This window comes from Brevibacillus laterosporus DSM 25 (assembly GCF_002706795.1).
GTDB classification, from domain to species: domain Bacteria; phylum Bacillota; class Bacilli; order Brevibacillales; family Brevibacillaceae; genus Brevibacillus_B; species Brevibacillus_B laterosporus.
On the sequence record NZ_CP017705.1, the window covers coordinates 1915635 to 1928158 of the forward strand.

Consider the following 12524-nt stretch of genomic DNA (forward strand, 5'->3'; position numbering starts at 1 on the left):
CCCTCTCATCATCTACCTTGCAATAACAGAAGTTGATTCATTTGGTATAGTGCATCCACGGCTTGTTCAAGACTAATGCTTTGTTCATTTTCTGGTTTGGCTTTTGCCATAGAGTTGCTGAAAAACCAATTCTTTGCGTTTTCTAGGCTCAATGTACTCTGATTCGTAATTCCATTAACGGTCATCATGATAAATTTTGCTGCTTCATCCCTGCTCAGTTCACCATCGGGCTTAATTTGACAAGAACAATCGATGATTCCGTGTGCCTTAGCTGCTGCATAAGCCGGAGCAGCCGGATGATTTTCTGCTCCGATAGGTACTTCTCCCTCCTGACCAGATAGCTTGGCTACCTGTACGATCATTTGTAAAAACTCCCCCTGTTTTATTGTAGCTTTCGCCTCTGCTAACCCCCGCTTATCTACTGGTATGATCTTCTCATTCACTGCCCATTTCCAAGCTGTAATTGTACGCTCCTTGAAAGGCCAAAATTCCTGTGCCCCAGCCCCCAAAACTCCACCCATAAAAGAAAATAAGGCTGTAATTATCATCCATAAAATGACAAAGTATCGTTTCCAAAAGCTTTTGCTTTTCTTCATCAAAATCATTCTCTTTGCTCCCCCTTCTCTCTTCCATAATTCATATGAAACAGTATGTACTACTAATGTAGGACAAAAAAAATCTCGTTCACACATAGGCGTAAACGAGATTTTAAAGCCAGCAGGTTCAAGAATGTACCTTCTATTGTTGCAAGCTAATTTGTCTGCATTCGTCAAGAAAAGTAAGTCCCTTTTGTACTTCCTCTTCTGTATAGCGCTGTTTGCTTTTCAATGTAAAGACTTTTACCAGCATTTCTTCATAGGATAAGTGCTCAAAATAAAGAATGGTGGAAACCAACTCAAGAAACCGGGAATTTTCTTCATTTAGGCGTTTAATGAGACGCTCTCCCATCCCTAGGTCTACATCATGATAGTGCAAAAATTCTTTTCCCAATTCGTTCAAGGAATAACGATATACTTCAATCGCTCCCTTACTTTCATGCTGTTCGTTCAAAAGACCAAAGCTACACAATTCATCTACGCGCAATGTCAGTTCTTCGGAATAAGGCCCGAACATATGAAACTCAAATCTTTCCTCAAAATCCACCTGCATTTTTTTAGAGATATACACCATTTTTTGCAGTTTCTTTCTTCCTGTTACTTCACCAAGGACCTCCACTAGCCGCATTATTTTGGCGTGCCCTCTATGCATCCGACATCACTACTCCTAGTCGTTCTTTAATCTTTTGGGCAAGCTCAGCAGGCAGCGATTCTATCAGATCAGCAGGATAATAAAGCTTATAATCAAATCTCCGCTTCCCGCAAACCGCTTCTACAATCTCTGACATCGTTGATAATTCCGCTTGCTCACCGTTTGGTTTGACCAACATGATAGAAATCCGTTCTTGTTCTTTTCCAGGGCGATAATAATCATAGGGCAAATCGGATGTAGAATCAACTTCTACATAATAGTCGGGATCAATTCCCGCTTCTTGAAACAATTCCCTGATCTCATACTCCGTTCGGAAATTTCTAGGATTATATTCGACGTATTGCAAGAGATTCCTGTCTAAAAAACGTGAACACAAATCAGATAAAATTGCATCTGGCTCATTTCTCCACTGATGCATATAGAAATAAACAATGGATTCATCCAACATCAGATAGTCCTTCAATTGGATACGATCACAGAAAAATGGTAGGAAATGTGTCGGTTCTAGTTGAAAACGGTAATCACGATGAAACAATTCCTTCACACGCTTAAAAATTTTATGTAGAACAACTTCTGCACTCCGCGTCACCGGGTGAAAATACACTTGCCAGTACATTTGATAGCGTGACATGATGTAGTCTTCTACCGCGTGCATCCCACTCGCTTTAATCACTACTCCATCCTCAGAGGGCCTCATCACACGCAGAATACGCTCTATGTCAAAATTACCGTAATTGACTCCGGTATAGTAAGCATCTCGCAATAAATAATCCATTCGATCTGCATCTATCTGGCTAGAAATAAGAGAAACAATCAGTTTATTCTCATACGTTTTCGCGATAACCTCCGCAACCTTTTTAGGAAACGAATCGCTAACCGTACGTAAAATTTGATTAATGCCCGTCCTGCCCATAATGATTTTTCTCGTCCATTCCTCATGATCAAAGCGAAATACTTTTTCAAAGGAGTGTGAAAAAGGACCATGTCCAACATCATGTAGCAAAGCCGCACAAAGACACAGGAGCTTTTCTTCATAAGGAAGCTTAACTCGACCCTCGAAGGTCTCTAGGATGCGTCTCATAATTTCATAGACGCCCAACGAGTGATTGAATCGGCTATGTTCGCCACCATGGAAGGTAAAATAACTCGTTCCAAGCTGTCTGATACGCCTTAGTCGTTGAAATTCAGGTGAATCAATTAGATCCCAAATCACTTTCTCCCTGACATGTACATATCGATGAACGGGATCTTTAAAAACCTTTTCCTCATCTAATAGCTTCTGTACTACCATGCTCTACACCTCCACCCTTCCCCATAAGTATTTATTTTTCACATGCATCTATTTTTATAGCATATAATTTGGGAGAGAAAACTTGTCTTCCACAAAGTGCTTCATCTTTGATGGCATAGGTGCTTGGATTTGAAGTAGCTCTTCTGTCACTGGATGCGTAAAACAAAGCTGATAGGCATGCAACGCCTGATTGGAAAAGCCCATTCGAGCACCCCGGTATAAGGTATCACCAACCAAAGGATGGCCCATGTATTCAAAATGCACGCGAATTTGGTGCGTTCGTCCAGTGTCTAATGTAATATCGACTAAGCTAACTTCATCATTTGTAGCCAAAACCTTATAGTGAGTAACCGCTTCTTCACCTTTTGGATGTACCTGACGCTTTACTTTATGCATGGGGTCTCGCTTGATCGGTTCGGCTATTGTTCCTGCTTCATGTTGCATACGACCGGTTACTAGGGCAATGTAATTACGCTCTACACTTCCCTCCCTTATAAGCTTATCTGCTAACTGATGGGCATAGCTACTCTTCGCGATCAAAATAGTACCAGAAGTCTCGCGATCTAAACGATGGACTGTGTGGGGCATGATAGACTTACCTTGCTTATGCCAGTATAGTACCAGTTGGTTCAATAAAGTATCATGCTGATCCTCACGAATGGGGTGCGTAGTCATACCTGTTGGTTTATTAACGACAATAAAATACTCGTCCTCATGCAAAACTTCCAGCTGGATTTCAAATGGTGCTGGCGGTAACATAACTAGCGCTTCCTGCTCGCGTTTATCATCAAAAATGCGTACAGAAATCACATCCCCAGGCTTGACCTGCCTTTTAAGAAAGGGGACTTTACGATTTACCAGTATTCCTTTACTCCGTGTTAAACGCTGTAGCATGCGTCCAGAGACCGACATTTTTTGTCGTACGATCTCCTCAACAGTCATTCCTTTTTCCTGATCGACTACAATGTGATCCAACCATTTTTTCATTGTCATAGCTAGTATTTTCTCCGTTCTACAGTTTCTACGCTTCATTGTAACGAAAAGCGAGGGCGGATGCCACTTAGAAACGAGTAGAGCTGATTTTATCAGGCAATATTTATTATGAACCCTAATGGAGCTATGGAAGCAATCGTCTCAATAAAAAAAGCCTGGAATCACCAGACTTTTTATTGCATGCTCTATCCTTGACATTTTGTCCATATCAATCTGTTTATTCTACATAGCGTTTAGGATTTTAAAGCATCTGGATTAAGACCTTTTAATGTATCCAGCACAAATAGTCCATCTTTACGGATCAACACATCATCAAACCAAATTTCACCACCACCATATTCTGGGCGTTGAATTGTTACCATATCCCAGTGCACGATGCTTCGGTTTCCATTATCAGCATCTTCATAAGCCTGGCCTGGTGTAAAGTGGAAGCTACCTGCGATTTTTTCGTCGAATAAAATATCATTCATCGGATGTAGCACATACGGATTTACACCAATGGCAAATTCTCCAATATAGCGGGCTCCTTCATCAGTATCAAGAATCTCATTTAGTTTCTCTGTATTGTTGGAGGTTGCCTCCACAATTTTTCCGTTTTCAAAGCGTAAGCTAATATTCTCGAATTTAGTCCCCATGTATTGTGTTGTAGCATTGTGAGTAAGTACACCGTTCACAGAATCACGCACAGGTGCCGTGAAGATCTCTCCATCTGGAATATTATTTTCTCCGGCACAAATCACGTTTGGAATTCCTTTAATGGAGAAGGTCAGATCGGTTCCCGGTCCCACTAATCTTACTGTATCCGTCTCATTCATCAGTTGTTGTAGGGGCAAGAATGCATTTCGCATCTTCCGGTAATCTGTTATACATACATCAAAGAAGAAATCTTCGAATGCTTCAGTCGACATACTCGCATTTTGGGCCATGGAAGCGGTTGGATAATTGAGTAGAACCCATCGGACGTTAGCTATCATGTAATCACTGAGTGCTTTTAGTACCTTAAAGTGCTCCTGACGCTTATCATTTGGTACATCAGACATCTCACTATCATTATCAACCCCGTTAATAATGATGTTTGCATGTTGATCTTTTATACGTCCTTCAGACCATTTCTTTAGATATTCTGCTCGCTCGGCACTAGCATTCATCATTAGTTCCCGCTGAATTCGTGTGTCAATTATCTCCACATAAGGATAGGCTCCGATGGCATATGCCTCTTTTACCAACTCTCTAGCCAATTCATGCCCGTTTCCGCGCACTTCAATATTTAAAACTTCCTTTTCCTTCAAACCAACAGAATAGTGCAACAAATTATAGGCCAATTTTTTAAAACGTGGATCTTGCACGATGAAACTCCTCCATTCCGTTCTCAATGGGATTTATTACAAATTGTAGCATAGATTTCTTATCTCTTTGTGCTCTTGATTAAAAATATTTTATCAAAAGATTCTTGTTTACCTATGCTATTCGTCTGAGGATCAGAAATAATAAGCATGGAGGACAGAATCAATAATAAACTAAGTACTAGCTTATAAGAAAAGGAGGTAGTTATACATGACACAGAAAAAACCAAGCATATTATCCTCCATAGTATTATTCCTAGTAATAGTAGCTCTTTTTTCGTCGTCAGGTATTCTTTTTCCAAGTGACCAAATCTGGTATAACACCCTTGCAGAGCCTGAGTGGACTCCCCCAAGTAAAGTGATTGATATCATATGGTTTATATTATACGCACTGATTGCTCTCACAGTCGTTGTATTACAAAAAACCGTTGGATTAGATAACCTAAACCACTCTTGGTATCTGTTATTTGCGATTAACTACGTGCTCAATCAAGCTTATACCTTTTTCCTGTCTATTCAAAAGGACTTATCGTTAGCCTTTTATGATTGTCTGGCTACCGCAATATCGACCCTGCTATTGCTATTGTACACAGGAAAATACTCACGCTGGGCAGCACTGTTACTCATTCCGTATCTCCTTTGGTCCAGTCTAACGGTATATATGTCATGGGTTATTTATCAAATAAATCTCTAAAAGACTGTCTTGCACATCTATATAAAACCTGATAGAATTTCATTTATCTAAAAATACCAAAAATAAAGGGGCATGTAACCAATGAAATTCATCAGTAAAGAAGTTGTAGCTATCTAATCTACATGTAGCAAAGTCAAAAGGATATCAATTCTTTTTGGCATGCTTATTTAGATCGGCTTTCTTCTTTACTGATTGGATTATACGGTTATCGGCCCCGTTTCTTACAAAAGAAGCGGCATTTATGCGATAAACTTGTATGTTAAGCAAGTTTTTCAGCATATAGTCGCTTTTTTTTATTAAAGCAGTAACACCCTAACAGGCCCATAAACCACTTTGTATTTCAAACGGGAAAGAGGAAAGCCAACTTACATATAACTCAGAAAACACGTTGGAGGTGCAACTCATGAGTTGGCTATCTTGGGATTTAAACTTAAAGGTTCGTCTAATTGGAGAGACCTTATTTTCTATCTTTTTATGGATGTTCCTACCCTTCATGGCTCTGTTTTTTAGTGAAACTTTTGGTAAGGGTACAGCTGGGGTATTATTAATCATTCCCCCGTTACTTAGTGTTGTCATAAGCTTAGTTGGTGGTCGTATTTCTGATAAAATGGGGCGTCGTCCCGTCATGCTAATTTCTGTAGCATTTGAGGCCCTCATGTTCCTCCTATTTTTTCTATCCTCTTCACCTTGGATGATGTACCTTGCTTTTGTCGGATTGAATCTGAGTGCCTCTCTGTATCAACCAGCTAGTGAGGCTATGATCGCAGATTTGACCAGCGAAGAGGACCGAAACTTTGTGTTTGCGATGTTCTACACAGCCATGAATTTAGGGGTTGTTATCGGCCCTTTGCTTGGTGCCTTTTTCTTTGTAAATTACCGTGATGAACTTATGCTAGCCTGTATGTTCGTGACTACTATCCTATTTGCCGTCTACTTTTTCGTTTTAAAAGAGACTAGACCAATGGCACCTCAGACTAACTCAGATTTAGTTGATCCAACACCCAGTTGGAAAAAAGAATTACAATCCTTTCAAGTTATTTTTAGTGACAAGGTTTTTTCTCTTTACTTGTTAGCTGGTATTTTTGTGTTTATCGCTTTTTCTCAGATGGATCTTTACATGGCTATCTATATAAAGGAACATGTATTGAATCAACCTTTATTATGGTGGGGAGATTGGACCTTCTCTCTAGGTGGAACGTCCTTTTTTGGTTGGATGATGGCTTTGAATGGATTCATGGTAGTAACTCTAACAGCAGCGATGACTCGCTGGATTAGTGCATGGAGCGATCAAAAAGCATTTGTGATTGCATCGTTTCTAGGTGGGATGGGCTTTTTCATGATGGCTTTTAGTGAGAATATCTGGTTCCTATTCTTCTGTATGGCAGTTCTTACAATTGGAGAATTGATCCGCACCCCAATTGCACTAGGCTTCGTTAGTAAACTAGCCCCTGAACATCAACGCGGGCAGTATATGGGTGCCTCCACGCTTCAATTTACAATTGGACGCATCTTGGCACCGTTACTCGTTACCTTATCTAATTGGTTTGGTCCACTAATCATTTTCGGGATCATTTTTGGTGTAGCAGTTCTAAGTATCCTATGCTATCAAAAGATGTTCACCATCATGGCCCGTAAAAATTCCGTCCAAGCTTAAAAGCTTTGTCATAGAACCTACATCAAAAAATTAGGCCCCTGCTTCTCATCCTTAGTGAGCGGCAGGGGCCTGTCATCGTTCTACATTTCAACACATGTCGTTATTCTTTCGTTTCAACCTTTTCGTTATTTGCCGATTTTTTATCATCGACTGGTTTCTCTGTTTCGGCTTTCTGATCCTCTGGCTTAGTAGCTGGAGTTGGCACTACCTCAGGGACAAGGAACTCTTTCATATCAAACTTGCCCTTCATCCACTTGTACGTATCATCATAAATCTTTCTGGCTTGTTGCTCTTTACTTTGGTAAGCCATCAATAGATTTTTTGAACCAAAATAATACGCATGGATTTTGTCCTTATCAATTCCGATTTTATGACCGGCAATTAGTTGATTGTAGTAGGTACGATAGAGACGCATATCGCGTAAGAATTTTTCGTCTCCCTCTATCTCTACACCCATTCCATACTTATTAGCTACATCTAAGGTGAGCTGAACCCGTTCTATTGGCACTTCATTTGCCTGATAATAGTTAGGTTGAAGGAAAGCGTAATCGAATCCAAGATCTTTCCATTCCTCTAAACCAGGAGCGCCATAATAGGGAATCCAATAGAACCGGAATCCATGATAATGAACCATATCGGCAGTATTGCGAATCAGCTCGCGTTCCTTCGGTGCCGCATCATCTACAAGCTCTTGGAACCAGTAGATTCCCTCTAGCTTTAAATACTTATATTCTGATTGGTACCAACGATTAATTAGCTTATCCTTGTACCATGTAACGGCTGCTAAACGGTTTTTATAGGCTTGCTCTTCCCCTACCTTAGCAGGGTCAAAGGATAAGGATGGTCCATTTTCCTCTAGCTTACCCCAATCGCTCACTTTTGGAGAAGGATAAGGCAACGTTAGTACCACCTTTTCCTTCTTAGTATTTAATACAAGAGAATTACGTCGTTTATTTATTTCTAGCATAGCCGAATTTAAGGCATCCAATTGACGACCTGGTTCAAACAGATTGTCCATATAATTCTCCCATGCTGCCTTTGTTTCGGCCATGTTCGGGAATGGAAGAAACAACATGGTATCAAACATTTGATCAGGGATCGTACCATCTGGCTCAATATAGCCTGCCATTGGTAAAAAGTCATCTTTCGTCCAACTACCACGATCTGCATATGCCCCATGGTATACCAGTAGCATATCCTTTACCCGGTCATCTGCCTTATTATCTTCTAAAGGAGTGCTGGTTTTACTTAAAGGAAAGGAGATTAGCTTGGCTTGTTCGGGCTCTGCCTCGTGTCCATATACCTTCAGTTGTTTAGCAAATGTGAACACTTTTACAGGGAAACGTAGTCGAACATATTGCGCATCCAATTCTGGTAAGCTAATACGTAAGGTTCGATCAAGCTTGTTTAATTCACCGGGGGAAACAGCGTGAGTAGCTTTACCAGCATACCCCCAAATTTTACCGTCTCTTGATACTTCAACCTCCAGCTCGGAAGGCAGTGTTATTCCGCTTGTTTTCTCTTGTCTGAAGGTAAGCTCTACCATATCTAGCGTATGTACCTTATTCAAATCAAGCGTTACTTCACGTCCCATTTGGCGAAGATAACCAGTCCATACATCTGCTGGATCGGTTAATCCACCAGCGGGACCAGGATATTTTTTCTCTGACTCATTAAACAAAGGATCAGCAGGATCGAGTGATGTTACGGTTACATGGCCGTTTCGAGCATAATTGATCCAACCTTCTACCAGCTCTTCCTCTTTTGATTCCTGTTTTTCTTCCTTAGTTGCTTTGCTACTGGCAGTTTCTGTTGCAGATACTACAGACTGACTTGGCTGCTTTTGTTCGGAAGAGTTTTGATCAGTTGTTGAGTTTTGATCAACGGTTTGTTTCTTATTCTCAGCCTGCTTCGGTTCATCAGCGTTAGACTCAGCACCATTTGTCTTGGCTTCATCTGTTTTTGCTTGATCCTCCGCCTTTTTCTCATCCTCTACTACACCATGAGTTGTTACCTCTACAGGTATTTGGATACTTTGATATCCAACCGTTACTGTTATAACTCCTTTACCTGCTACTGCACCCGCTACAAAAGTACCGTCCGCAGAAATATGACCTAGTGCTTTATCGTCAAAAGCAAAGATTGGCGTAAATGGTAATGGCTGATCTCCCTCAGGTTTGACCCTGATCTGTTCAGACATACCAGTCATGATCTTGATGCTGGATTGATTAACAGTAAAGCCTTTTACGTCAGCTTGTTTTTTCCGAAGCTCTACTAGGCGCTCCACTACTACAACAGCATCGCCACGCGTTAACATTTTATCAGGCTGAAATGCTCCTTTATAAGCTGTTAGCCAGCCTTGACGTACTGCTTCATAACTAGCCTTTTGAGCAAAGCTAGCTATTTTTTGTTCATCTAAAAAAGTAGCAGGATCAGCTTTTTTCTCGGTCGTTCCAAATGACAGATGCTGATTAACTCTCTCTAACATTACGGCTAGCTCCTGACGGGTAAGAGGGTCTTTCCCTCCCATACTACCATCAGCTTTACCTTTAATAATGCCATTATCAGCTAATGTAGAGGCATATGCTTGATACACACTATCTTTTGAGAGATCAGAGAATGTACTTTCTGCATGCTCGCTTGGCAACAGCCCTAATGCACGAGATAACAGCACAATAAAATCTTGGCGAGATATTTGAGCATTTGGCCTAAACTCAGTAGCCGTCACTCCATTAATGACTTGCATGCTGGCAAGATGTTTAATTGCTTTTTCTGCATAGTGACCTTTCGTATCTACGAACTCACCATTTCCTAAATAAGCAGAAGAAGATACCGGAATAGAAGCATCCCCCTCTTTTGCCGCAAAAGCTTGGGTTGGCATGATACCTGAGGTAAACAACAATGCAGTAGCTGTAGCCACACTCATAAGCCTATGAGTAAAACCGTTTTTCCACATAAAAAACAACCTCTCTCCTTCCCTGAGTCGATCCTAATCTTTGGTATTCGACCCTGTATATGACGTTTATCTCTCTTGATCTGTTACATCCCCAGAATTAGTCCGTGGACGCGGTGGACGCGGTCCAAAGAATTGATAGTAATCGACACGCATGTTTCCATTAAATAATTTGCGTTTTTTGCTAGCTTTCTTGCCAAAATATGACTCAAAATTTTCATCAGAGGTAATCACGTAAGAAGACCATGTATCTAATTTACTAAATACCTGCCCCATGTCACGATACAATCTTTCTACCGTGCGATAGTCACTTAGACGCTCTCCATACGGCGGATTGCAAATCAGATATCCGTATTTCTTTTTGGAGCTTAAATCTCTCATATCCATCCGTTGGAAGTGGATTGTGTCATCTACCCCGGCTTCTTCTGCATTTCGTCTCGCTATTTTAATAACCTCTTCATCATAATCGGTTCCGATAATTTCAAGCGGTCGATCATATTGAGCCAAATCGTGAGTTTCCGCACGCGCATCACGCCATGCTGTACGCGGAATAATCGGCCAGTTCTCCGATACGAATTCTCTGTTCATACCAGGAGCGATATTTCTGCCAATCATAGCGGCTTCAATAGGAATCGTACCAGAACCACAGAACGGATCAATCAGAATACGGTCTGGCTTCCAACGTGAAAGGATAATTAACGAAGCAGCCATCGTTTCCTTGATAGGGGCTGTTCCGATCCAATCACGATAGCCACGTTTATGCAAGCCTGCCCCACTTGTATCAATGGTCAATGTCGCAATATCCTTTAATAATGCCACTTCAATTTTAAAAGTAGGACCTTCTTCGTTAAACCAACTAGTATTGTAGGTTCTCTTTAGGCTTTCCACAACTGCCTTCTTTACGATTGCCTGACAGTCAGATACACTAAACAGCTCCGACTTTACTGATTTTCCCTCAACAGGAAAGTGACCGTTCTCTGGAATAAAATCAGACCAAGGTAACGCCTTTGTCTTTTCAAATAACTCATCAAAGCTGGTTGCTTTAAATTCTCCAATTTTCAATCGAATGCGATCTGCCGTACGTAGCCATAAATTTGTACGCGGAATATCTGAGATATCAGCACGGAACATTACCTTTCCGTTCTCTACCTGCACATTCTCATATCCCATCCCACGTACTTCCTCTGCTACTACTGCTTCTAAGCCAAATGCAGCGGTCGCGATTAAATCTACTTGATGTTTCATGTTTATTCTCCTGTCTTTATGCATCTATTCACGAACTCGATATTTTTGAAATCAACTCGTCTCATTATAGTATATTTTCCCCCGAAAAACGAAAGGTTCTCCACTTCTTCCTCATTTTTCTCATGAAATTGAAACAGACTATTACTGATGAAGGCTTCACGATAAGGAGAAGGTAAACAGAGTTACAAATCCTTGTATTGCCACTCTTGTAAAAGGAGGATACTTCTATGCCAGAACTTCCAGAGATGGAGCATTATAGAAGCATGTTAAATCGCTATATCCTAAATAAACCGATTCGACATGTTGAGGTAACGAGAGAGAGAACCATCAATTGCCCTGTCACTACCTTTCAACAAGCACTGCTAAATCAAACCATCACAACTGTACAGCGTCGGGGCAAGCATCTATTATTTCATCTAAATAACAATCAGGTTCTTTTGCTCCACCTCATGTTATCTGGATTTATGTACTGGGGTACCGATTCCGACAAATTGGATCGGACAGCTCAAGTTACCCTCACCTTTGATCAAAACAAACTGTTTTTCCATGGGTTACGGCTTGGCTATTTACATATATACACGGACGAGGAGGACATATCACAGCAGCTTGCTCCAATTGGCCCAGAGCCACTGATGCCATTATTTACAGCCAATGCTCTAGCCAAGCTGTTGCAAAAGAAACGAACCGTGTTAAAAAAAGCTCTCACGGATCAACATGTCATTGCTGGCATTGGAAATTGTTACTCTGATGAAATATGTTTTCAAGCAAGGCAGCTACCTCTTAAAAATTGTCAGGAATTATCGACAGCAGATATCCAAGCATTATTTCAAGCATTTCATGAAGTATTGACACGCGCTTTACAGCTAGGGGGTTATATGGAGCAACGTTTTTATAAGGATGATCGCCTTACAGGAGGGTACAATCATCATTGCTTGGTCTATGACCGCCCCCAAGAGCCTTGTTTACGTTGCCAGACACCTATCGTCATGACTCGGTTGGCTTCCCGTAAGGTGTTCTATTGCCCAACCTGCCAACTCTAAAAAAAGGACTGATCATAAGCCCTTCAAGGCTACTAGATCAGTCCTCTATCTTTTACCAATACG

10 protein-coding genes are annotated in these 12524 nt (G+C 41.0%); 3 read left to right on the top strand and 7 right to left on the bottom strand.

What is annotated here, in order from left to right; genetic code table 11:
• Nucleotides 1-8 precede the first annotated feature (8 nt).
• From BrL25_RS09165 to BrL25_RS09185, 5 genes are all read right to left on the bottom strand, one after another.
• A complete protein-coding gene (locus BrL25_RS09165; RefSeq protein WP_018669690.1) occupies nt 9-605 on the bottom strand; it encodes a hypothetical protein in 597 nt (198 codons plus the stop codon).
• 133 nt (nt 606-738) lie between these two features.
• A complete protein-coding gene (locus BrL25_RS09170; protein ID WP_018669689.1) occupies nt 739-1248 on the bottom strand; it encodes a YwgA family protein in 510 nt (169 codons plus the stop codon).
• Nucleotides 1241-2539, bottom strand: a complete 1299-nt coding sequence (locus BrL25_RS09175; protein ID WP_018669688.1) for an HD domain-containing protein — start codon at nt 2537-2539, stop codon at nt 1241-1243. Before BrL25_RS09175 ends, BrL25_RS09170 begins: the two co-directional genes overlap by 8 nt.
• Before the next feature lie 54 nt (nt 2540-2593).
• On the bottom strand, nt 2594-3532 hold the full coding sequence (locus tag BrL25_RS09180) for an RluA family pseudouridine synthase (protein WP_018669687.1): 939 nt from the start codon (nt 3530-3532) through the stop codon (nt 2594-2596).
• Nucleotides 3533-3765: 233 nt separating this feature from the next.
• Nucleotides 3766-4878, bottom strand: coding sequence for an aminopeptidase (locus BrL25_RS09185; protein WP_018669686.1), 1113 nt, complete (start codon nt 4876-4878; stop codon nt 3766-3768).
• Nucleotides 4879-5086: 208 nt separating this feature from the next.
• Between BrL25_RS09185 and BrL25_RS09190 the strand changes: the two genes are divergently transcribed.
• A complete protein-coding gene (locus BrL25_RS09190; protein WP_018669685.1) occupies nt 5087-5569 on the top strand; it encodes a TspO/MBR family protein in 483 nt (160 codons plus the stop codon).
• A gap of 403 nt (nt 5570-5972) precedes the next feature.
• On the top strand, nt 5973-7223 hold the full coding sequence (locus tag BrL25_RS09195) for an MDR family MFS transporter (RefSeq protein ID WP_018669684.1): 1251 nt from the start codon (nt 5973-5975) through the stop codon (nt 7221-7223).
• 100 nt (nt 7224-7323) lie between these two features.
• Here the strand turns inward: BrL25_RS09195 and BrL25_RS09200 are convergent, their stop codons facing one another.
• Both BrL25_RS09200 and BrL25_RS09205 read right to left on the bottom strand, forming a co-directional pair.
• Complete coding sequence (locus tag BrL25_RS09200) at nt 7324-10179, bottom strand: DUF4855 domain-containing protein (RefSeq protein WP_018669683.1); 2856 nt, start codon at nt 10177-10179, stop codon at nt 7324-7326.
• A 66-nt stretch (nt 10180-10245) separates the two neighbouring features.
• Nucleotides 10246-11421 (bottom strand): THUMP domain-containing class I SAM-dependent RNA methyltransferase, encoded by a 1176-nt coding sequence (locus BrL25_RS09205; protein ID WP_018669682.1) that lies wholly within the window; start codon nt 11419-11421, stop codon nt 10246-10248.
• A 227-nt stretch (nt 11422-11648) separates the two neighbouring features.
• Between BrL25_RS09205 and mutM the strand changes: the two genes are divergently transcribed.
• A complete protein-coding gene (gene mutM / locus BrL25_RS09210) occupies nt 11649-12461 on the top strand; it encodes a bifunctional DNA-formamidopyrimidine glycosylase/DNA-(apurinic or apyrimidinic site) lyase (protein WP_018669681.1) in 813 nt (270 codons plus the stop codon).
• Nucleotides 12462-12524 lie beyond the last annotated feature (63 nt).